Origin of the sequence: Actinoplanes ianthinogenes, from assembly GCF_018324205.1 — a bacterium.
Lineage (GTDB): Bacteria > Actinomycetota > Actinomycetes > Mycobacteriales > Micromonosporaceae > Actinoplanes > Actinoplanes ianthinogenes.
On record NZ_AP023356.1, the window covers coordinates 6,882,406 to 6,902,844 of the forward strand.

At 74.2% G+C, this 20,439-nt stretch carries 19 protein-coding genes; 8 read left to right on the top strand and 11 right to left on the bottom strand.

Annotation, left to right across the window (positions count from 1 at the left end; all coding sequences use genetic code 11):
• Positions 1 to 105 precede the first annotated feature (105 nt).
• The 8 genes from Aiant_RS31340 to Aiant_RS31375 form a co-directional block, all read right to left on the bottom strand.
• Positions 106 to 726, bottom strand: a complete 621-nt coding sequence (locus Aiant_RS31340; protein ID WP_189333761.1) for a TetR/AcrR family transcriptional regulator — start codon at positions 724 to 726, stop codon at positions 106 to 108.
• A gap of 159 nt (positions 727 to 885) precedes the next feature.
• Positions 886 to 1,833 (bottom strand): NAD-dependent epimerase/dehydratase family protein, encoded by a 948-nt coding sequence (locus Aiant_RS31345; protein ID WP_189333760.1) that lies wholly within the window; start codon positions 1,831 to 1,833, stop codon positions 886 to 888.
• Positions 1,830 to 2,963 carry a cytochrome P450 gene (locus Aiant_RS31350; RefSeq protein ID WP_229830790.1) on the bottom strand — a complete coding sequence of 378 codons (1,134 nt, stop codon included), beginning with the start codon at positions 2,961 to 2,963 and terminating at the stop codon, positions 1,830 to 1,832. Before Aiant_RS31350 ends, Aiant_RS31345 begins: the two co-directional genes overlap by 4 nt.
• On the bottom strand, positions 2,960 to 3,712 hold the full coding sequence (locus Aiant_RS31355; protein WP_189333759.1) for a glycosyltransferase family 2 protein: 753 nt from the start codon (positions 3,710 to 3,712) through the stop codon (positions 2,960 to 2,962). The genes Aiant_RS31350 and Aiant_RS31355 overlap by 4 nt, the downstream gene beginning before the upstream one ends.
• Complete coding sequence (locus Aiant_RS31360; RefSeq protein ID WP_189333758.1) at positions 3,709 to 5,196, bottom strand: AMP-binding protein; 1,488 nt, start codon at positions 5,194 to 5,196, stop codon at positions 3,709 to 3,711. The genes Aiant_RS31355 and Aiant_RS31360 overlap by 4 nt, the downstream gene beginning before the upstream one ends.
• Before the next feature lie 6 nt (positions 5,197 to 5,202).
• Positions 5,203 to 5,946 carry a glycosyltransferase gene (locus Aiant_RS31365; RefSeq protein WP_212846552.1) on the bottom strand — a complete coding sequence of 248 codons (744 nt, stop codon included), beginning with the start codon at positions 5,944 to 5,946 and terminating at the stop codon, positions 5,203 to 5,205.
• Positions 5,943 to 6,938 carry a 3-oxoacyl-ACP synthase III family protein gene (locus Aiant_RS31370; RefSeq protein WP_189333757.1) on the bottom strand — a complete coding sequence of 332 codons (996 nt, stop codon included), beginning with the start codon at positions 6,936 to 6,938 and terminating at the stop codon, positions 5,943 to 5,945. The genes Aiant_RS31365 and Aiant_RS31370 overlap by 4 nt, the downstream gene beginning before the upstream one ends.
• A gap of 16 nt (positions 6,939 to 6,954) precedes the next feature.
• Positions 6,955 to 8,277, bottom strand: a complete 1,323-nt coding sequence (locus tag Aiant_RS31375) for a serine/threonine-protein kinase (protein ID WP_189333756.1) — start codon at positions 8,275 to 8,277, stop codon at positions 6,955 to 6,957.
• Between the two features lie 158 nt (positions 8,278 to 8,435).
• Here Aiant_RS31375 and Aiant_RS31380 point away from each other — a divergent pair, with 158 nt between their 5' ends.
• The 3 genes from Aiant_RS31380 to Aiant_RS31390 all read left to right on the top strand — a co-directional run bounded on the left by Aiant_RS31380 (position 8,436) and on the right by Aiant_RS31390 (position 11,593).
• The gene (locus Aiant_RS31380; protein ID WP_229830787.1) at positions 8,436 to 9,704 is read left to right on the top strand and encodes a hypothetical protein; all 1,269 of its coding nucleotides are present in this window, start codon (positions 8,436 to 8,438) and stop codon (positions 9,702 to 9,704) included.
• Positions 9,705 to 9,801: 97 nt separating this feature from the next.
• Positions 9,802 to 10,329, top strand: a complete 528-nt coding sequence (locus Aiant_RS31385; protein ID WP_229830785.1) for a class F sortase — start codon at positions 9,802 to 9,804, stop codon at positions 10,327 to 10,329.
• Positions 10,330 to 10,513: 184 nt separating this feature from the next.
• Complete coding sequence (locus Aiant_RS31390) at positions 10,514 to 11,593, top strand: hypothetical protein (RefSeq protein ID WP_189333754.1); 1,080 nt, start codon at positions 10,514 to 10,516, stop codon at positions 11,591 to 11,593.
• 21 nt (positions 11,594 to 11,614) lie between these two features.
• On the opposite strand, the gene Aiant_RS31395 is transcribed toward Aiant_RS31390, so the two are convergent.
• Positions 11,615 to 13,066 carry a CocE/NonD family hydrolase gene (locus Aiant_RS31395; protein ID WP_229830783.1) on the bottom strand — a complete coding sequence of 484 codons (1,452 nt, stop codon included), beginning with the start codon at positions 13,064 to 13,066 and terminating at the stop codon, positions 11,615 to 11,617.
• Positions 13,067 to 13,306: 240 nt separating this feature from the next.
• On the opposite strand from Aiant_RS31395, the gene Aiant_RS31400 reads away from it, so the two are divergent.
• The 4 genes from Aiant_RS31400 (at position 13,307) to Aiant_RS31415 (ending at position 18,172) form a co-directional block, all read left to right on the top strand.
• The gene (locus Aiant_RS31400) at positions 13,307 to 13,894 is read left to right on the top strand and encodes a TetR/AcrR family transcriptional regulator (protein WP_189333752.1); all 588 of its coding nucleotides are present in this window, start codon (positions 13,307 to 13,309) and stop codon (positions 13,892 to 13,894) included.
• Positions 13,895 to 13,945: 51 nt separating this feature from the next.
• Positions 13,946 to 15,412: a sensor histidine kinase gene (locus tag Aiant_RS31405; RefSeq protein WP_189333751.1), complete on the top strand. Its 1,467-nt coding sequence runs from the start codon at positions 13,946 to 13,948 to the stop codon at positions 15,410 to 15,412.
• 187 nt (positions 15,413 to 15,599) lie between these two features.
• On the top strand, positions 15,600 to 16,889 hold the full coding sequence (locus Aiant_RS31410; protein ID WP_189333750.1) for a hemolysin family protein: 1,290 nt from the start codon (positions 15,600 to 15,602) through the stop codon (positions 16,887 to 16,889).
• A gap of 44 nt (positions 16,890 to 16,933) precedes the next feature.
• Positions 16,934 to 18,172 carry an SLC13 family permease gene (locus Aiant_RS31415; protein WP_189333749.1) on the top strand — a complete coding sequence of 413 codons (1,239 nt, stop codon included), beginning with the start codon at positions 16,934 to 16,936 and terminating at the stop codon, positions 18,170 to 18,172.
• On the opposite strand, the gene Aiant_RS31420 is transcribed toward Aiant_RS31415, so the two are convergent.
• A complete protein-coding gene (locus Aiant_RS31420) occupies positions 18,169 to 18,729 on the bottom strand; it encodes a TetR/AcrR family transcriptional regulator (RefSeq protein ID WP_189333748.1) in 561 nt (186 codons plus the stop codon). The genes Aiant_RS31415 and Aiant_RS31420 overlap by 4 nt on opposite strands.
• Before the next feature lie 85 nt (positions 18,730 to 18,814).
• On the opposite strand from Aiant_RS31420, the gene Aiant_RS31425 reads away from it, so the two are divergent.
• On the top strand, positions 18,815 to 19,702 hold the full coding sequence (locus tag Aiant_RS31425) for an SDR family oxidoreductase (RefSeq protein WP_189333747.1): 888 nt from the start codon (positions 18,815 to 18,817) through the stop codon (positions 19,700 to 19,702).
• On the opposite strand, the gene Aiant_RS31430 is transcribed toward Aiant_RS31425, so the two are convergent.
• The gene (locus Aiant_RS31430; RefSeq protein WP_189333746.1) at positions 19,690 to 20,334 is read right to left on the bottom strand and encodes a hypothetical protein; all 645 of its coding nucleotides are present in this window, start codon (positions 20,332 to 20,334) and stop codon (positions 19,690 to 19,692) included. The two genes, Aiant_RS31425 and Aiant_RS31430, sit on opposite strands and share 13 nt — an antisense overlap.
• Between the last annotated feature and the right edge of the window lie 105 nt (positions 20,335 to 20,439).

The window sequence follows — 20,439 nt, forward strand, 5'->3', positions numbered from 1 at the left end:
CGCCACGCGGGCGGGCCGGGGATCTGCAACCTCGCCGTTACCCGGCCGTTTCCGATCGGCGATGCCGCCCGGCGATCGCGGGCGGGATCACCGGGCGGGTCACGCTCAGGTCTGCGGAAGGCGTGGGACGTGGCCGCTCATGGCCAGGTCGACCAGCTGGTCGACGGTGTGGCCCGGGAGGGCGGCGGGGCGGCCGCTGAGCCGGTACGCCACCAGCCCGTGCCAGAGGTCGAGCAGCGCGTCGATGTCGATGTCGGCCGGGAGGTCGCCGCGGGCGATGCCGCGTTGCAGCACGTTGCGGGCGATGTCCCGGCGTGGGGTGAGCACCTGCTCCCGCACCCTGGTCAGGGTGCCCGGGTCGTCGTGGGTGGCGGCGATCAGCAGGGTCATGGTGCGCCCGTGCCCGGCGGTCAGGTACTCGATGATCATCTGGAAGAGCGTGGCCAGCTCGCCGCGGGTGTCGCCGGTGTCGGGGACCGGCATGATCCGGGAGCGTTCCACGATCAGGTCGCTGATCAGGGCCGGCTTGTGCGGCCAGAAGCGGTACACCGTCTTCTTCGAGACACCGGCCCGGCTGGCCACCTCGTCGATCGTGACGCCCAGGTAGCCGGCCTCGTCGAGGAGGGACTCGGCCGCGAAGAGGATTCTGGTGCGGGAGTGCGGATCCGGCGGACGGCCCCGCCGGCGGGCGGCCGGGACGGCATCCACGGCGCTCGTCGGGATCATGGATCTCCTCGGGGGCTTCGGGAGTTCAGGGCTGCGTGGGGTGGAGCCGGTGAACATCTTGCCGATGTGTTTGCCGGTGTCAATAAAGGAACGTCGTGTTTCCCCGGGCTGTCTCAAGCCTTGGAAAATCCCGCGGGTTTGCGAAACTTGGCGTTCCCTTTATAAGCGCGGCTTTTGAGGTTCGGTGTCCGATGAGGACCGAGAGGCCAGGTAGTCACCGAACGAGCGGGTGGGCTCCCAGCCCTGCGCCCTCGCACGGGAGATGTCCAGGACGACCGGGGCGGTGAGTTGCTCCAGGGCGTACCGGGAAAGGGCCGGCTCGCGGCGCGTGAGTCGCGAGACGGCCGTGGCCAGGGCGGCGGCCGCGCGGGTCAGCGTGATCGGCACGTGCCGGACCGGCACGCCGCAGGCCGCGGAGATGGCCGCGTCCCGGCTGTACGGCGTGGCGTCGGCGATGTTGTAGGCGCCCGGTGGCCAGGCCGGGGCCCGCAGGCAGGCGTCGGCGAGGTTCTCGACGGCGGTGAGGCTGAGCCGGATGTCCGGCCCGGGCATCAGGACCCGGCCGCCGCGCACGGCACGGCGCAGGCGCGGCAGCAGGTGCGGATCACCGGGACCGTAGACGGCGCGCGGTCGCAGGATCACGGCTCCGGCGGCCAGGGCGAGGCTTTCCCCCGCGGCTTTGGTCTTTCCGTACGCGGTGAGCCCGCCCAGTGGGTGATCCTCGCGGATCGGGGCGGGACCGGGTGCGTAGACGCTCGCGCTGCTGACCCAGACCAGCGGACGGCTGCCGGCGGCTTCCAGGAGGCGGGCGGTGCCGTCCACATTGACCCGGTGGAAGACGGTGGCGGCGGCGCGGCCCGGTCGCGGGTCGCCGACGGCGGCGGCCAGGTGCAGGATCAGGTCGGCGCCGGTCAGGTCGGGGATGCTCCGGGTGGCGTCCCAGGGACGGTGTTCGCCGAGCGGGCCCGGACGGCGGCCGAGGCAGATGACGTGGGCGCCGGCCGCGGCGGCAGCCCGGGCCACGGCGGAGCCGCAGAAGCCGCTCGCCCCGGTCACCGCGATCCGCAGGCCACGAAGCGATCCGGGACGCGGCGGTGCGGGGGTCATCGGGTGGGCGCCAGGATCAGGCGGGACCAGCCGGGGAGCGCGCTGCGGCGGTCGACCCGGGCGGTCACCACGCGGGGGCGGTGCCGGGCCAGGGCCTGGAGGGCGTCGGTGAGCTGGAGGCGGGCCAGCCGGGCGCCGGGGCAGGCGTGCGGGCCGACACCGAAGACCAGCTGGGCGGTCTGGGGCGGGGCCGGGTCGGCGGGGCACGGGTCGGTGCGGTGGGCGTCGACGGCGTGGCGGGCCACCAGGATCAGGCGATCACCGGCTCGGACGGGGCAGGTGGCCAGCGTGCCGGGGGCGGCGGCGACCCGGGGGAGCAGCGGGGTGGGAGCGGTGACCCGGAGGAGTTCGGAGGTGAGGGCGTCCGGGGCGGTCTCGGCGTAGGACCACAGGCCGGCGTCGGCACACCACGCGGCAGCCCGGGGCAGGGCGGCGACAGTGGTGTTGATCGCGGCCACGGCCAGCATGGCAGCCAGCGCGGCGCCGTCGGCCGGGTGTGCCGCGCGCTGCGGTGCGGTGAGCAGGGCGGTCAGGTGGGCGGTCGCGGCCCGGGCGGCGCGGCGGGCGCCGGGGCGGGGTGGCCCGGGTAGGTGTTCGCGCGCGGCGGCGGCCGCGGCGGCCCGGGCCGCCGCGGCCAGGGCGCGCGGGTCGGCGCCGGTGCCGAGCAGCGCGGCGGCGGTGGCGCCGGCCATCTCGGCGGTCACGTCCACCAGGTCGATCGGGACGCCGGCGGCCAGCGGGGCGAGGCGGCGGTCGAGGACCTCGGTCCAGATCGGACGGAGCCGCTGCACGCCGTCGGCGCTGAGCGCGTCGGCGAGGCCGCGCCGCGAGCCGCGGTGATCGTCGCCGGACTGGTTGAAGAGGAGTTCCCCGCCGGTCAGGTCGCCGGCCGCGCCGCCGGTGGTCCCGGCCGCCGTGCGGTCCAGCGGGATCCGGGTGAGGCCGTCCCGGACGGCTTCCCGGGAGTGCGCCAGGACGGTGCCGCCCAGCTTGCGGGCGGGCGCTCGCCGGGTCGCCGCGAGCAGCGCGAACAGCACCGGATGGCTGAACAGGTAGACGCGCCGGTCCCGCCGCCGGGCACGCCGCATGCCGTCCGGCGAACCGTGCTCGTGTCCCCGCCGGTCGATCATCGGACGTGGACCTGCGATGACGTCGGGGGAAGCCAGCGGCGGTCCCAGTACCAGAGCAGGGTTCGCCGCGCGCCCCAGGCCCGCAGCCGGCGCAGGCTGGACTCGACCACCAGGTCCTCGGCGCGGACGATGCGGTCGGTGTGGCGGCGGGCCCGGTTCAGCAGGGTGACGTCCTCCGAACCGGCTTCCAGGGGCTCCCGGGCGGTGCCGCCGCAGCTGCGGTACAGGTCCGCGGTCAGGGCCAGGTTGTGCCCGTGGACCAGAACGTACGGCGTGCGGAACCCGGCCGCGCGGTGGGCGCTGCGATATCGGCCGTAGAGGGCGGCGAGGCGGACCACGGCCGGGAACACGTGGCGTTCGGCGAACGTCGGCTGCTCGTCGCGGCGCGGGACACTGCGTCCGCAGGCCAGCTCGGTGCCGCTGGTCAGGTAACGGCGGGCGGTCGCCACCCAGTCCGGGGCCGGACGGCAGTCGGCGTCGGTCCGGGCGAGCAGGACGGCGCCCTGCTCGATGGCGTGACGGAACCCGGTGTCGGCCGCGGTCCCGGCCCCGCGCTCCGGCTCGGTGATCACCTCGACCGGGAACGGCGCGGCGTACCCCCGGACCACGCCCGCGGTGTCGTCAGTGGACGCGTTGTCGACCACGACCAGCGTGAAGTCGGTGTCGGTCTGCGCGGCGAGCGCGTCCAGGGTGCCGCCGATCGACGCGGCCTCGTTGAACGCCGGAACGATCACGGCAAGCGGCTTCATCGCGGCGCCCCGGACGAGGCGGGTCCCGAGGCGGCCTCGGCGGAGGCGGACCGGGAGGCGAGCCGGGTGGCGGCGGCACGGTCGGGTTTGCGGGAGCGGCCGGAGAGCGGGATCGGCGCGAACAGCACGCGGTCCGGGCGGGCCGAGCCCATCCGGCGCAGCGGTTCCCGCAGCGCGGCCCGGACCGCGGCCCGGACCGCGGCCCGGTCCGCCCCCGGCGCGGTCTCGACGATCGCGACCACCTCCTCGTCGCCGTCGCCGGCCGGGACGCCGACCAGCACGGCGAGCGAGACCCCGGGAACGTGCAGGGACGGCTCGTAGAGGCCCGGATAGATGTTCTCGGCGCGGCGCAGGATCATGTCCTTGGCCCGGCCGGCCAGCACCACCCGCCGGTCGTCCAGGCGGGCGATGTCCCCGGTGGACACCCACTCGTGCGGTTCCGCGCCGAGGTAGCGATCGCACACCCCGGCCCCGGCCAGCAGCAGCTCCCCGGCCGGCGACAGCGAGGCACGGACACCCGGAAGCAGCTCACCGACCAGATCCCCGGCGCCGGTGTGCGCGGCCTTCTCGGTGGCCTCGACCGCGGCGGCCGGGAACACCTCGGTCAGCGCGTAGACGCACCACGCCTCGTCCGCCCCGGCCGCCCGCACCCGGCCGAGCAGCGTCGACGACACCGGCGCCGATCCACTGTAGACCCGCCCGCGGAACGGCACCCCGGCGTCCAGCGCGGCCCGCAGCTGCGGCGGCGTCAGATAGGTGGCCTGCGGCCGCAACGAAATCACCTGCCGCCCCAGCGCCCGCGGCCGCCGCGACGGCATCGCCACCGGCGCGCCCGAGGCCAGCGACGGGACCAGCACGAAGAACATCCCGCCCAGGATCGGCTCCCCGGCCCGCGGACGGACCAGCTCGGCCACCGACCGCAGCCCGGTCGCCAGCCCGGCCCGAGTGTGCACCACCGCCCGCGGGCTCGCCGTCGTCCCGGACGTGAAGATCACCACCGCGTCCCCGTCGCCGTCATGGGGCCGGGGCGGCGGTCCGCCGGGTGCCAGCGCCGGCGCGGAGCCGGGCAGCCGCCGACCCACGGTCACCGTCGGGGCGAGCCGCGACAGGTCGGGCAGCGCGAGACCGGCCCGGCGGGCGAGCGGCGCGGCCCAGGAGGCGACCGCCTGCGCGGCCGCGTCCGCGACGATCAGGGCCGGCTGCGCCAGCCCGAGGCGGGCACGCAGGACGTCCGGCCCGGCCGACGGGTCCAGCACGGCGACGCGCAGACCATTTCGGTACGCCGCCAGCAGCACCGCCAGGGCCCGCGCCCCGGGACGGACCGCGATGCCGACCGTGTCCCCCGGACGCAGCCCGCGGGCGTGCAGCGCGCCGGCGTACCGGAAGAGCAGGTCGGCGAGGTCTCCCCGGGTGACCCGGCGGCGTCCCAGCAATGCCGTGGTGTCGTCGCCGGGCCGCAGGCCGGCGATCAGTTCATCGAGCACGACCGGTCACCTCGGGTCCGGGGTGAGCGGGCCGCTGCCCCGGTCCAGGTACCACTTCGCGGTGCCCAGCACGCCGTAGGCACGGATCCGGCGGGTCGAGTTCTCCACCACCATGTCGCGGCTGCGGGTGATCGACGCGGTGGTGCTGCGTACCCGGTTGAGGAATAGCCGGTCGGTCGGCGACGGCCGGCGCGGCATCCCGCCGCAGGCCTGGTAGAGGTCGGCGGTGATGGCCATGTTGTTGCCGGCGTGCATCCGGTACGGCGCGAGGTACGCCGCGCCGCGGTGCGCGGGACGGATCCGGCCGAACGCGGCGGCGATCCCGACCAGCCCGGCGAAGACCGCCCGCCCGGCCGGACCGTGCTCGTCGTGCCGGGCGGTGATCCGGCCGCAGACCATGCCGGCCCCGGCGTCGAGCGCGGCCCGCGCGGCAGCGACCCAGCCGGGCCGGGGCAGGCAGTCGGCGTCGGTGCGGGCGATCCGGGTGGCGCCGGCCGCGATGGCGTGCCGGACCCCGGTGTCGACCGCGCAGCCGACGCCTTTCTCGGTCTCGACCAGGACGTGCACCGGGAACGGGGCGCAGCCGGCGAACGACCGGACCGCGTCGGCCGTGGTGTCGGTGGAGCCGTTGTCGACCACGAGCAGGGTGAAGTCGGTGTCGGTCTGGGCGGCGAGGGCGTACAGGGTGGCGCTGATCCGGGCCGCCTCGTTGTACGCGGGCACCACCACCCACAGATCCGTGCTGGTCACGAGCGCTCCCACACCATGGTCATCATGCTGACGCCGCCGCCCAGGCCCATCAGCAGCACCCGGTCCCCGGGGTTCAGCGACGGGGCGATCCGGGCGAGCTGCACGCCGAGCGTGGCGCTGGCGACGTTGCCCAGCTCGGTCACGGTCACCTCGAGCCGGTCCCGCGGCACCCCGGTGACCTCGACGAACCGGTCCAGATAGGGCAGCGTCACCTGGTGCACCAGCACCTTGGCGTAATCGGTGTGGTCCAGGCCGGTGCGGGCCCGGACCCGGTCCAGGATGCTGGCCCCGACCTTCTCGAAGACGCCGCGCAGCCGGTGGCCGTCCCCGGCGAAGTAGGTGTGCTCGTCGCCGCGCGGGTGCCGGGAGCCGCCGCCCGGGATGCCGCCGACCGTCCAGTGCTGCGAGTGCGTCTCGGTGTCGACGTCCAGGATGCCGCCGCGGGCGACCGGCTCGACCACCACGGCCGCGCCCGCGTCGCCGAAGGTGAACCCGGCGAACGAGCGGCGGGCCTCGGCCAGGCTGTCGATCCGGTCGCGCATCACCCGGCTCGGGGTCTCGCCGGTGACGACCAGGGCGCGGCGGGCCCGGCCGGACAGGATCATCGAGCGGGCCAGGTCGATGCCGTTGAGGAAGCTGTTGCAGGCGTTGGTGACGTCCAGCGCGTGCGCCCGGCTGCCCAGCTCGGCCTGCACGATGTGCGCGGTGGCCGGCTCGACCATGTCCCGGGACGCGGAGGCGAACAGCAGCAGGTCGAGGTCGAGCGGGTCGAGCTCGGCCTGCGCCAGGGCGGCGCGGGCGGCGTGCACGGCGAGGGTGGACGCGTACTCCTCCGGGCCGGCGAGCCGGCGCCGCTGGATGCCGGTGAGCCGGGCGAACAACCCACGCGGCAGGCGGACACCGCCGGCCCGGGCGATGCCCTCCTGGAGCTCTCCCGTGGTGATCTCGCGTTCCGGAAGGTACGCGCCCACCCCGGTGATCCCGACATACATGGCTGCACATTCTGCCTCAGCCGAAACTCGCTCTGATTTCGGTGAGTTTCGGCAGGCTGGTGGCCCAATCGGCACGTGGTGTGCGCCACTCCACGAGGTAGGCCCCGCCGACGAGCTGGCGCAGCACGTGCATCGCGCCGGCCTTCGGATCGGTATAGGTGAACTCCCACAGCGGCGCCGGCACCGCCTCGATCCGCACCCGCCGGTAGCTGGGGAGTTTCACCGCGCGCTCCTGGGCGAGCAGGTCGGCCAGCACGTCCCGGTGCGGGTGCGTCCAGCGGGTGATCCGCAGGGTGATCCGGTTGGCCGGGTCGGTGAAGGAGAGGGCGCCGGCGGCGCTGTGCACGGTCCAGCCGGTCGGCACCGCCAGCCGCAGGCCGGCCGGGTCCTGCCACCACATGAAGCCGGCCGGCAGCGGGGCGGGCGGGGTCTCCACGCCCTGCGCGCTGCCGCCGACGGCGAGCGCGGCGATCAGGGTGAGCGCGGCGGCCAGGGCGGGCACCCGGCGGCGGATGGTGGACGCGGCCGGCCGGGCGACCTGGCGCAGCAGCTGCTCGGCGGCGGCCGGGTCGAGCCGGTCGGCCGGGGCGTGACGCATCAGCCCGGCCAGCAGCGGGGTGAGCGGGCCGGCCCGGCGGGGCGGGTCGGGTGGGCCGGCGGCCAGGGCGCGCAGGGTGGCCGCGGTGCTGCCCCGTGCGTACGGCGGGCGGCCCTCGACGGCGTGGTAGAGGGTGGCGCCCAGCGACCACAGGTCGGAGCGGGCCGACGAGGTGCGGTCGAAGAGGCGCTCCGGGGCGATGTATTTGGGCGAGCCGAGCACGACGCGCGCCTCGGTCAGCGCGGCGATCCCGGCCGGGGTCACCGCCGGGCCGAAATCGATCAGGACGATCCGGCCGTCGTCGGCGATCAGCACGTTGCCCGGTTTGACGTCGAGGTGCAGCAGCCCGGTGCGGCCGGCGGCGGCCAGCCCGTCCAGCACGGCCAGGCCGATCTCCGCGACCCGGGCCGGCGGCAGGGCGCCCCGGTCCTGGATGACCTGTTGCAGGGAGCGACCCGGCACGTACTCCATGACCAGCCAGGGGCCGTCCGGGTCGGGGAGCACGTCCAGGGTGCGGATCACGTGCGGGTGCCGGACCCGGGCCGCGGCCTGCGCCTCGCTCAGCGCCCAGGTGCGGATCACCTCGCGCTGCTCGGGGTGCAGACCCTCGGGCACGGTGCATTGCTTGATCGCGACATCGACGTGCCGGACCTCGTCGCGGGCCAGCCAGACGTGGCTCATCCCCCCGGAGCCGAGAGGCCGGATGATCCGGTAGCGCTCGGCGATGGTGACCGCTTCCACCGTGACCAATTTCGGCCCCCACCCATAGGCCAACAGTAATCAAGACGCTACTGCAAGTAGGCGGCCGGTGGTTGTCGGATTTCGGGCGGGACGGCGAACGGTGTGCGGCGTAGTGTCGACTGTGGCCTGGCGTGCGAATGTCCCGGGCGGTGAGGCGGATGCGACGTTGCCGGTTCCGGCGGATGATGCCGGTCCTGCTCGCTCTCGCCCTGCTCGCCGCCACCCCGGTGCAGGCGGCCGCTCCGGTGAACCCCGCCGCTCCGGTCGACGCGGCCGCTCCGGTGCCCGTGGCCGCCCCGGTCAGCGCGCCCGACTCCGCGGTGCGTCTGCAAGCGCTGATGGGGCAGCACGCGGTCCTGGCCGCCGACATGATGCGCAGCCGGATCCGCGGCGACGCCGATTTCGTGCAGGCCGCCAACGCCGCCCTCGGGCAGAACACCGACGCCATGACCGGCCTGCTGCGCGAGCTGTTCGGCGCCGGCCTGGCCGGGCGGTTCGGTCCACTCTGGTCGGAGCATGTGGTCGAGCTGGCCGCCTACGCCAGCGCGGTCGCCGACCAGGACGAGGCGGCCAAGGACCACGCCGAGGAGGAGCTCGCCGAGTACGAGGAGGAGCTCAGCCAGTTCTTCGCCGGCGCCTCGCACGGGCGGTTGCCGTCCGGCAAGGTGCGCGCGGTGCTCGACATGCACGCGCACCACCTGATCGTCCAGGCCGACGCGTACGCGGTCCGCGACTACGCGCGCGCCGACCGCACCTATCGGGAGAGCTACGAGCAGACCTACGACCTGGGCCGCACCCTGGCCGACGGCCTGCTACCGGCCGGTGACCGGGACGCGTTGCGCGAGCCGGTCTGGCGGCTGCGGTCCCAGCTCGGCCGGCTGCTCGCCGAGCACGTGGTGCTGGCCGAGGACGTGACCCGGGCCGCGGTGACCAACACGCCCGACTTCGACGCGGCCGCCCAGCAGATCAACGCGAACACCCGGGACCTGACGACGGCGATGGACACGCTCTTCGGCGCTCCCACGGCACGCCGGTTCCAGGAGGTCTGGGGCTTCCACGTGGAACAGCTGGTCGGGTACGCGGCGTCCACGGCCGGCCGCGACGAGAGCGGGCGCGAGCAGGCGAAACTGCACCTGCACGACTACGAGCAGCGGATGGGGGCGCTGCTCAGCGAGGTCACCGGGAAGAGGATGGACGCGGCGCGGCTGTCGGCGGCCTTCCGCGGGCACGACGAGCTGCTGCTGCGGCACGCCGACGCCTACGCGGCGCGGGACTACGCGACGGCGCACGAGCTGGCGCAGGAGACCTACGAGCACGGGTTCGCCATGGCACGGGACCTCGCGGACGCGTTCGGGGCAACGGTCGCCGGGCGGCTTCCGGTGGGCGGTGCGCAGACCGGATACGGCTGGCTCGCGGTGGGTCGTTGAGATGCTTTCCGGTACGCGGCGGGGCGCGCTCAGGGCGTACGGTAAATGTCTTGTTGTTGTGCTTTTGATCGGTTTTGCCGTGACGGGCGAGCGGACCGTGACGCGCGTCGTTCCCGGGCCGCCGCCGGCCGTCGTGGGGCCGCTGGTGGCCGACGGGTTCCGGTCCGAGCGGACGTTTCCGCTGGTGGCCGAGCCGGTGCGGCTGCGGATCCCGGCGCTGCGGGTGGACAGCGGGTTGCAGCCGCTCGGGTTGCGCCGGGACGGGACGATCGCGGTGCCGGACCGGGTCGAGGTGGCGGGGTGGTACCGGTTCGGGCCGCGGCCGGGGCAGCCGGGGCCCGCGGTGATCCTCGGGCACGTCGACTCGAAGACCGGGCCGGGGATCTTCGCGCGGCTCAGCGGGCTGCGGGCCGGGGCGCTGGTCGGTGTCGAGCGGGCGGACGGGAGCAGCGTGACGTTCCGGATCACCGGGCTGTCGCGGGTGCCGAAGGTGGAGTTTCCGACGGATCTGGTCTATGCGCCGACGCTGGATCCGACGTTGCGGCTGGTCACGTGCGGGGGCAGTTTCGATGCCGCCCGGGGAAGCTATCGGGACAATGTCATCGCCTTCGCCGATCTCGCGTAGGTCCCGGGCCGGGGTGGCGGTGGCCGCTCTCGCGCTGGTCGCGGTGCCCGGGTTCGCGGTTCCCGGCCCTTCGGGAGCCGCGGGTCCTCGGGCGTCGGCTTCTCGGGCGTCGGCTTCCCGAGCGTCGGCTTCCCGGGACGTGGCTTCTCCGGGCGTGGCTTCTCCGGGCTCAGCTTCTCCCGGCGTGGCTTCTCCGGCGGCGGCCCCGGTGCCGCTGCCGATCGACGCGGTGCTGGCCGGGGCGGGGGAGACGACGCTGGTCGTGGACCTGGGTGCGGCGCCGTCGGCCGGCCGGGGAAGCGTGGCGGTCAGTGTCGACGGCCGGCCACAGCGCGCCGAGTTGACGCCGGTGGTCTCCTCGAAGCTGGCGGTGTCCATCGTGGTCGACGCGTCGGCGGACGGTGCGGCGGCGCTGCCGGGCTGGCTCAGTGCCGGGGCCCGGTTCAGCCTGGCGGCGCCGGCCCGGACCCGGACCGTGGTGATCGCGGACCGGGCGCCGGCCGGGGTGATCGCCGGGCCGGTGCGCGGGCCGGCCGGGGTGGTGCGGGCGCTCGGCGCGGTGCGGGCGGGCGGGACGCGGGACACCGCGGCGGCACTGACGCTGGCCGCGGGGCAGTTCCCGGCGGAGCCGGTGGGGCAGCGAATCGCGGTGCTGTACACCACGGCGACCGGGATCGACGGGCTGAGCGCCGCCCGGTTGGCCGACCGGTTCCGGACGGCGGGGACTCTGCTGGTGGTGGTGGGCACCGCGGATCCGCGGCGGTACTGGTCGACGGCGGCCGCGGCGACCGGGGGATTCTTTGCGCCGGCCGGTGACCCGGTGGTGGTGCCGGCGCTGGACCAGGTGGAGACGGCGTTGCGCGGCCGGGGCCTGGTGCGGTTCGCCGCGCCGGCGTCCTCGCCCGCCCGGGTGTCGGTGTCCGTGCGCTCCGGTGACCTGCTTCTCTCCGGCGAGACGGTGCTCGGCGCGGCGCCACCCGCCGGCTCTCGCCGGTATGAGCTGCTCGGCGCCGCGGCCGGCCTCGTCCTGCTCGTGCTCCTGGCGGTCCTGATCCTCGTGGTGGTGCGTCGTCGCCGGTCGCGGACCGCGCGGGTGGGGCCGGCCTCGCCCTACGCGGTCCTGCTCGGCGGGCCGCCGCTGCCGCCGCCGCTGTCCCCGCCGTCTCCCGGCGTCGAGCTGCCGCCCGCGCCGCCGTCGGCCGGGACGATGCGGCCGGCCGCTCGCGGTCGCGCCCCGATCCCCGATCCCCCTCCCGGCGACTGACCGGGCCGGGGTCCCGGGTCGTCAGCGCAGCGGCACGTCCACGTAGGAGCCGCCGGTGACGGTGACCGAGCCGCCGGACGCGTTCTCGTCGTAGTAGAGCGGGTCGACGGTGTCCACGACCAGGGTCAGCGAGTGCCCGGCCGGCAGGTCGTACGCGGTCGCGAACAGGTCCACGTCGACGCTGCTCGTCCGGCTCAGCCAGGTGACCGGGGCGTGCGTGATCAGCTTGGCGTTGCCCAGGTTGTCCAGGTCGTACAGGTAGGTGACCAGGGTGCCGGTGTCGGCGGCGCCGGACAGCTCCAGGTGCACCTTCGGCACGCCGCGGATCAGCTGGGCACGGGACGGGCGCTCGGCCGCCCAGACGCCGGCCCGGCCGCGGTCGACGAACGGCAGCCAGATGCTCGGCTGCTGCCCGGTGATCGCCGAGGCGCCGTTGGTCAGCAGCACCACGCCGCCGTTCGCCACGGTGTCCTTGTCGGTGGGCAGCTTCTTGGTCCAGCCGCTGGAGACCGCGCCGCCGAGCAGGCCGGTGCCGTCCAGCAGACGGATCTTGCCGAGGCCGTAACGACGGGTGGTGCCGGCCAGGGCGGACCAGGTCGGGTACGACTCGCCGTCGGCGTTGAGCGGGTCGATGTGCACCGCCGGCCGGCTCTCGATGCCGTTGTCGGTGCCGGCCAGGTAGTGGTCGAACCAGTCGTACAGGCTCTGCCAGGCGTCGTTGGGCAGCCCGAGCACGCCGGTGAGCTCGGCGATCGCGTGGTCGCCGGGCCGCAGTTCGAGACGCTTCGGGGTGGTCAGCTTGCCGAAGAAGTCGGTCAGCTGGTTCGGCGGGAAGAAGGAGTCGCCCCAGCCGTTGGCCAGGAGCACGGCCGGCTGGTTCGCGTTGATCGCGGACAGGTAGGTGCTCGCCGAGCGGGCCCTGCCCCACGCCTTGATCTGCTCGACGTTCGTGTTGCCGTTGAAGTCGCCGAGCATCCGGGTCAGCTCGGGACTCGGCTTGCCGACCAGTTGCGCCGCCAGCTGGAGCAGCCCGGACGACTGGAGGTGCCGGGTGTTGCCGGAGTACAGCGAGTAGACCAGGTCGGACCAGCCGCTGAGGGCCGCGACCGCCCGGATCCGCTTGTCCGCGCCGGCGCCGAGCAGGCTGATCCCGGCCCCGTACGAGATCCCGGCCGCCCCGATCCGGGTGGCGTCGGCGGGCGTGTTCGCGATCGTCCAGTCCAGCACCCGGGACAGGTCGGCCATGTCGAGCGGGCCGGCCGTGTCGATCGTGCCGCCGGAGAACCACCAGCCGCGAGGGGTGTACGAAACCACCACGTAGCCCTTGCCGGCCAGGATCTTCGCCTGCGCGAGGTACTCGGCGTCGTTGAGTCCCCAGCTGGACGGGAAGACGATCACCGGATGCCGGCCGTCGCCGGCCGGGGCGATCCAGTTGGCCTTGAGTGTTACGCCGCCGTCCCCGGATATGTCCACGGCCTGGAAGCCCGTGGTGGAGGCTGCCCGCGCCGGGCTGGCGAGGCCGGCCACGATGAGTATCAATCCGATGAAAACCGAAAAAAGGCGGCGTAGTGCCATAGCGCACTCCTGGGGCGGATCGGGCGGGTATGGCGACGCGTCGTGGCGGCAGCGTAGGAAGCCGTACCGAGAAAGTGAAGGTGATGACATTCTCGTTACCGACCGGTAACGTGACTGGTCGGTAAGGGGGCGATGAGGATGCTCTACGGAACCCCGACTGCGCGTCGCCGCGACGCTCAGCGCAACCGTGCGGCCATCGTCATGGCCGCGAGCGAGGTGCTCACCGAGGCCGATCCGGTCTCGCTGATGCCGGAGATCGCCCGCCGCGCCGGTGTCGGCCAAGCCACGCTCTACCGGCACTTCCCGGATCGGCACGCCCTCACCGTCGCGGTGCTGGACCACCAGATCGACCGGCTCGAACAGGCCGCCGCCGAGCTGGCCGGGCACCCCGAGCACTTCGTCGAGCTGCTGCGGTCGGTGCTGCACACCCAGATCGCGATGCGCGGCCTGGTGGTGCTGATCCGCCGGCTGGACAGCGCCACCCAGAACCGTTATCTCCAGCGCGCGCTGACCGCGCTGGGCGGCCCGCTGCGCCGGGCCCGCGAGCACGGGCACGTCCGGACCGACCTGGTCCCCGACGACCTGGTGCTGCTGTTCACCATGGTGCAGGGCGTCGCCGAGGCCACCACCGACACGGCCGCCGCCCGGGCCGCGGCCGACCGCTCGGTGGACCTGATGCTGGACGGCGTCTGCCGCGCGCTCCCGGAGCAGTCTCAGCTTCGCTGACCGCCCGCCGAACAGCCCTTGACGGGAACGGAGACGCGGGGGGCGTTGCGGGTGCTAGGGCAGCTGGGTCAGAAACGGGTACTGGAGATCATCCCGACCGCGGTGATCGTCCGGGACCTGACCGGCCGGATCCTCTGGTGGAACGGCGGTGCCGAGCGGCTCTACGGCTGGCCGGCGGACGCGGCGTACGGCCACGTCACCCACCGGCTGTTCAGCACCACCTACGTCGACGGCGGCTCGCTGGCCGAGCAGACCGCGGCGCTGGAGCGGGACGGGCACTGGGACGGCACCATGCAGCACCTGACCGCCACCGGGCGGACCGTGACGGTGCTCAGCCGGCAGGTGCTCTACCGGCCGGAGAACGATGACGCGCCGGTCCAGGTTCTCGAGATCAACACCGACGTCACCGCGGCCCGGGCGGCGCAGCAGGCCCTCGGGCTCAGCGAGCAGCGGTTCCGGGCACAGTTCACCCAGTCGCCGGTCGGCCAGGCGATCCGGAGTCTGGACGGCGCGCTGATCGCGGTCAACACCGCGTTCGCCGGGATGCTCGGCCGCCGGCCGGAGGAGGTGATCGGCCGGATCACCGGTGACGAGTTGCTGCACCCGGAATCGGTGCCTGGGGTGCAACGGCAGTTCGCCCGGTTGTTCGCGGGGGAGGCCGACTCGTACACGCACGAGGCGCGGCTCCGGCACGCCGACGGGCACTGGGTGGACGTGGAGGCCACCGTCTCCCTGGTGCGCGACGCCGAGCAACGGCCCGAGCATCTGATCGTGGTGATCACCGACATCTGTGCGCGCGCGACCGCGGAACGTGCCCGGGACCAGGCGGCGGCCGCGCTGGCCGAGCGCAACGCCGAGCTGGAAGCGGCCGACCGGTTCAAGCTCGACATGATCGGGATGCTCGGCCACGAGATCAACAACCCGCTCCAGTCGATCCTCGGGTTCACCGACCTGCTCGCCGCCGAGATGGACCCGGAGACCCCGCACGGCCGCCTGGTCGGCATCGTGAACCGGCAGGCCGAACGCCTCGACGAGATCGTCCGTGAGGTGCTGTCCCTGGTCAGCCTGGACACCGGCAACATCGCCGCGGTCCGCGAACGGCTGTCCCTGCGCGCCGAGCTGGCCCGTGCCCTCGAGGCGACCGGCCGGCGGGACGTCCCGGTGCTCGGCCCGGACGCCAAGGTGCTCTTCCACCCCGCCCACTTGCAGCAGGTGGTGGTGAACCTGCTCTCGAACGCGGACAAGTACGCCGGCGGCGCCAGTGTCCTGCGGATCGAGGCGGACGGCGACCGGGTCCGGCTGCGGGTCGAGGACCGCGGACCGGGGGTGCCGGAGGAGTTCCGGCCCCGGCTGTTCGAACGGCTGGCCCGCGCGGACCAGACCGCCGGCACGGTTCGCGGGACCGGGCTGGGCCTGTACATCGTGCGCAGCCTGGCCCAGGCCAACCACGGCGACGTCCGGCACGAGCCGCACCCGGACGGCGGCTCGGTCTTCGTCGTCGAAGCCGACGCCGCCTGACCCCGGAGGTGCTGGTGGGGGCGCGGCACGGCGTACCGGAAAAATGGGGTGCATGCCAGTGATGCGTAAGCATGCGACGGATCGGCGTTTCCTGGGAGTGTCATTCAGGTTGGCTGGGTACCTTGACTGACTCGGGTGCCGGATCCCGGCGCCCGCTTCGCACTCTGTGAGGGAGTTGATTTCCGCCGTGGGCGGATACGGGTGGCAAGTTGTCCTCGTCGTGGTGCTGGTGCTGCTCAACGCGGCTTTCTCCGGCAGTGAGATGGCCCTGATCTCGCTCCGGGAGAGTCAGCTCCAGCGTCTGGAGCGGCAGACCCGCACCGGGCGCACCCTGGCCCGGCTCGCCCGGGACCCGAACCGGTTTCTCGCCACCATTCAGATCGGCATCACGCTGGCCGGGTTCCTGGCGTCGGCGGCCGCGGCCGTCTCGCTGGCCCAGCCGCTGATCGAGCCGCTCGGGTTCCTCGGCACCGCCGCCGAGCCGGCCGCGATCGTGCTCATCACCATCGTGCTGACGTTCTTCACGCTGGTCGTCGGCGAGCTCGCGCCGAAACGGATCGCCATGCAGCGGGCCGAGGGCTGGGCGCTGCTGGTGGCCCGCCCGCTGGACGTGCTGGCCACGCTGAGCCGCCCGGTGGTCTGGCTGCTCGGCAAGGCGACCGACCTGGTGGTCCGGATGGCCGGCGGCGACCCGGACGCGGGCCGCGAGGAGGTCTCCGCCGAGGAGATCCGCGACATGGTCGCCCAGCAGCAGGAGTTCACCCCGGAGCAGCGGACCATCATCAGCGGCGCGTTCGAGATCGCCGACCGGACCCTGCGGGAGATCCTGGTGCCGCGCCGCGACGTGCTGATCCTGCCGGCCGACCTGCCGGCCGCCGAGGGCCTGCGGCGGCTGGTCGCCGGCGCGCACTCGCGCGCCCCGGTGACCGGCCCGATGGGCCTGGACGACGTGCTCGGCGTGGTGCACCTGCGGGATCTGATCGGCGCCGAGGGCCCGGTGCGCGGCCACATGTTCGACCCGCTGTTCCTTCCCGAGACGTTGAAGATCGCCGACGCGATGCGCCAGCTGCGCACCCAGCGCCAGCAGTTCGCCCTGGTGGTGGACGAGCGCGGGGCGATCGACGGGATCGTCACGATGGAGGACCTGGTCGAGGAGGTGGTCGGCGAGATCTACGACGAGACCGACCGGGACGTGCAGTCGGTGGTGCGCGAGGAGGACGGCGCGATGCTGCTGCCCGGCACCTTCCCGATCCACGACCTGCCGGACATCGGCGTCGAGCTCGACGAACAGGACGAGGGCGACTACACCACGGTGGCCGGCCTGGTGCTGGCCCGGCTCGGGCACATCCCGACCGCGCCGGGCGAGACGGTGGCGATCGACGGGCACACCGCCGAGGTCGTGGAGATCACCGGGCGGGCGATCACCCAGCTGCGGCTGCGGGCGGTGCCGAGCGAGGAGACGGCCCCGGTCGGCTGAGCGGCCAGGTTTAGTTTCCGATGCGGATCGGGCAGGCTGCGGGCATGCCCACGATCATCGCGCTCGTGTTGCTGGGCGCGGTGCTCGGTTTCGCCGTGGCCCGGCCACGCGGCCTGCCCGAGGCGGCCGCCGCGCTCCCGGCCGCGCTGCTCTGCGTCGTCCTCGGCCTGGTCACCCCGTCGGCGGCGGCGCACGAGATCCGCGAGCTGCTGCCGACCGTCCTGTTCCTGGCCGCGGTGCTGGTGCTGGCCTATCTGGCCGAGAAGCACGGGGTGTTCGAGTACGCCGGAGCGGCCGTCGCCCGGTTCGGCCGCTGCCGCCCGCGCCGGCTGCTCACCGCGGTCTTCGCGACGGCCGCGGTGACCACCGCGATCCTCAGCCTGGACGCCACCATCGTGCTGCTCACCCCGGTCGTGCTGACCGTCGCGGCGCGCGCCGGGGTGGCGCCCCGCCCGCACGTCTACGCCTGCACGCACCTGGCGAACTCGGCGTCGCTGCTGCTGCCGGTGTCGAACCTGACCAACCTGCTGGCGTTCGCGGCCAGCGGGCTGAGCTTCGCCGGGTTCGCCGCGCTGATGGCCGTCCCGTGGCTGGTGGTGGTCGCCGCCGAGTACCTGATCTTCCGGTTCTTCTTCCGCCGCGACCTGGTCGGCCGGGCGGCGGAGCCCGCCCCGCCCGGCCCGGCCCCGCGGTACGCCCTGGTCGTGCTCGCCGCGACGCTGGCCGGGTTCGCCGGGTTGCAGCCGCTCGGCGTGGATCCGGCCTGGGTGGCGGCGGCCGGCGCGCTCGCCCTGGCGGTGCCGCTGTTCCGGCGCGGCGAGGAGCGGCTCCGCACGCTGCTCGACGAGGCGAACCCGCTGTTCTGCGCATTCGTGCTGGCGCTGGGCGTGGTGGTGCTCGCGGTCCGGTCACACGGGCTCGGCGACCGGATCGACGGCCTGGTCCCGGCGCACGCCGACCTGCTCGGGCTGCTGGCCGTGGCCGGGCTGGCCGCGCTGCTGGCCAACGTGCTGAACAACCTGCCGGCCACGCTCGTGCTGCTGCCGGCCGCCGCGCATTCGCCGGGGCTGCTGCTGGCGGTGCTGATCGGGGTGAACGTGGGACCGAACCTGACCTACGTGGGGTCGCTCGCGACCCTGCTGTGGCGGCGGATCCTGCACAGCCGGGACGCGGCGCCGCGTACCTCGGAGTTCCTCCTGCTGGGCCTGGCCACGGTGCCGTTGTGCCTGGTCGTCGCGGTGGTGGCGCTCTGGGCCGCGCTCCGCGCCGGAGGCGTCTCCTAAGCGGTCACGGCTCGCAGGGAGGTGAGCGTCTCGCGCATCAGCCGGCCCAGGTCGGCCGGCTCCGGCGCCTCGACCCACCGGTGGAACGCCACCCGGAACACCACGATCCCGGCCTCCGCCGCGAGCGTCGCCGCCGGGTCCGGAACCCCGCGCCGCCGCAGCCCGCCGGCCAGCGCGGCGCCCAGCCGGGCCATCTTGATCAGCTCACGTTCGCGCAGCTCGGCGTTGGCGTCGACGACCGACTGCCGGCGCCGGGAGTACGCGTGGTCGCGCCCGAGCGGCCCGGCAGCCGCGTCCAGCGCGGCCGCCACCACGGCCAGCGGCGCCGCCTCGGCCGGCGCCGACGCCAGCCCCTCCAGCAGGGCTTTCTCCAGGGTCTCGGAACCGCCGAACAGCACCTCGCGCTTGTCCGCGTAGTGCCGGAAGAAGGTGCGCGCGGTCACTCCGGCCCGCTGGGCGATCTCGGCCACGGTCGTCTGCTCGTAGCCCCGCTCGACGTACAACTCCATCGCCGCCTCGCGGAGGCGGCCGGCGGCCCCGGGTTCCCAACGCACCATACGGGTGATCGTAGTCATGTCACTTGATGACATCGCCTGCGCTACAGTGATGTCATCAAGTGACATCACGTCCACGGAGGCTGTCATGCGTGTTCTCGTCACCGGCGCCAGCGGCTGGATCGGCTCCGCCACCGTCGCCGCCCTGCTCACCGCGGGTCACCAGGTCACCGGCCTGGCCCGCTCGGACGCCTCGGCCGCGCGGATCACCGCGCTCGGCGCCACCCCGGTCCGCGGCGACATCGAGGATCTCGACGGCCTGCGGACCGCCGCCGCGGACGCCGACGGGGTCATCCACCTCGGTTACCACCACGACTTCTCCCGGATGGCCGAGGCCGCGCAGACCGACCGCGCGGCCATCACGGCGCTCGGCGCGGGCCTGGCCGGCACCGGCCGCCCGCTGGTGGTCGCCGCCGGGGTGCTCGGCCTGGCCGGCCACCCGGTCGCCACCGAGGCGGACGGCCCGGTGCCCGGCGTGCACCCGCGGGGCGCCAACGGCGCGGTGGCGCTGGCGCTGGCCGAGCAGGGCGTCCGCCCGGTCGTCGTGCGCTTCGCGCCGACCGTGCACGGCCCCGGCGACAAGGGGTTCGTCGCGGCGCTGGTCGCGGCCGCCCGGCGGACCGGCGTCGCCGGCTATGTCGCGGACGGCGCCAACCGGTGGCCCGCCGTGCACGTCCGGGACGCCGCGGCGCTGCTCCGGCTCGCGATCGAGGACGCGCCGGCCGGGTCGGTGCTGCACGCCACGGCCGAGGAGGGGGTGTCCGGCCGGCAGATCGCCGAGGCGATCGGCGGCGGTCTGGGCCTGCCGGTGGAGTCGGTGCCGGTCGAGCGGGTCGACGAGCACTTCGGGTGGATCGGGCGGCTGTTCTCGCTCGACAGCCCGGCGAGCAGTGAGGCGACGCGCCGGCTGCTCGGCTGGAAGCCGACCCACCCGACCCTGCTGGCGGACATCGCGGCGGGACACTACTTCGGCTGACGTTCCGCGTCCATCAGCACTTTTTCCCAGGTCACGGTCTTGCCGAACACGTACGCCGTAGTGGCGATGAGGGTCGTCCCGGCCAGGAGGATCACCGGCCCCCAGGCCGTCGCGTCGTAGGAGCAGTAGTCCTTCAACGGTGTCGTCGGCAGCGACAGTGTCCACACCAGATACGCCGCGGTGGCGGCGGCCGGCTCGACCAGCGGCACCTTGAACCGGGCGGCCGGTGCCACCTGCTTCTGACTGCGATATGCCAGCCCCAGGGTGAGCAGCACGGTCGCCACCCCCAGCAGGGCCAGCCAGACCCAGCGGGAGGTGTAGTTCGCGTCGCACTCCCGAGCGCCCGGCGGGGCGCTGACCGTGCCGAGCGCGGCCTGCACGGCCAGGTAGATCGAGATGGTCTCGGTCGGCACGTACTTGACCAGTTGGGTGAGGACCGACCCGGTGACGCTGGTGCCGGCGTTGGTCCTCGCCGCCAGTTCCCCGGCGATCTTGGCGTCGTCGGGCGGTGCGCCCTTGGCCATCTGCTCGGCGGTGACCGCGGCCGCGGTGGCGGCCGCGGTCTGCGGGGAGGCGCCGGGCGTGCCGCGCAGACGCAGCGCACTGTCCTCGGCCATCGACGACAGGCTCATGCCGGCCCTCCGGGGCAAGACTCAGAACGGAAAATTGAGGCGACATTAGGCCCGGAAGCCACCCGGGTCAATGAATACGAAGTGTCCGGAAGGCGACCTGGGAAA

Bases quoted from the DNA above. Each gene is read 5' to 3' on its own strand.
- Aiant_RS31340 (WP_189333761.1), bottom strand. From the start codon at position 726: ATGATCCCGACGAGCGCCGTGGATGCCGTCCCGGCCGCCCGCCGGCGG.
- Aiant_RS31345 (WP_189333760.1), bottom strand. From the start codon at position 1,833: ATGACCCCCGCACCGCCGCGTCCCGGATCGCTTCGTGGCCTGCGGATC.
- Aiant_RS31420 (WP_189333748.1), bottom strand. From the start codon at position 18,729: ATGGTGCGTTGGGAACCCGGGGCCGCCGGCCGCCTCCGCGAGGCGGCG.
- Aiant_RS31370 (WP_189333757.1), bottom strand. From the start codon at position 6,938: ATGTATGTCGGGATCACCGGGGTGGGCGCGTACCTTCCGGAACGCGAG.
- Aiant_RS31425 (WP_189333747.1), top strand. From the start codon at position 18,815: ATGCGTGTTCTCGTCACCGGCGCCAGCGGCTGGATCGGCTCCGCCACC.
- Aiant_RS31350 (WP_229830790.1), bottom strand. From the start codon at position 2,963: ATGATCGACCGGCGGGGACACGAGCACGGTTCGCCGGACGGCATGCGG.
- Aiant_RS31415 (WP_189333749.1), top strand. From the start codon at position 16,934: ATGCCCACGATCATCGCGCTCGTGTTGCTGGGCGCGGTGCTCGGTTTC.
- Aiant_RS31400 (WP_189333752.1), top strand. From the start codon at position 13,307: ATGCTCTACGGAACCCCGACTGCGCGTCGCCGCGACGCTCAGCGCAAC.
- Aiant_RS31430 (WP_189333746.1), bottom strand. From the start codon at position 20,334: ATGAGCCTGTCGTCGATGGCCGAGGACAGTGCGCTGCGTCTGCGCGGC.
- Aiant_RS31355 (WP_189333759.1), bottom strand. From the start codon at position 3,712: ATGAAGCCGCTTGCCGTGATCGTTCCGGCGTTCAACGAGGCCGCGTCG.
- Aiant_RS31380 (WP_229830787.1), top strand. From the start codon at position 8,436: ATGCGACGTTGCCGGTTCCGGCGGATGATGCCGGTCCTGCTCGCTCTC.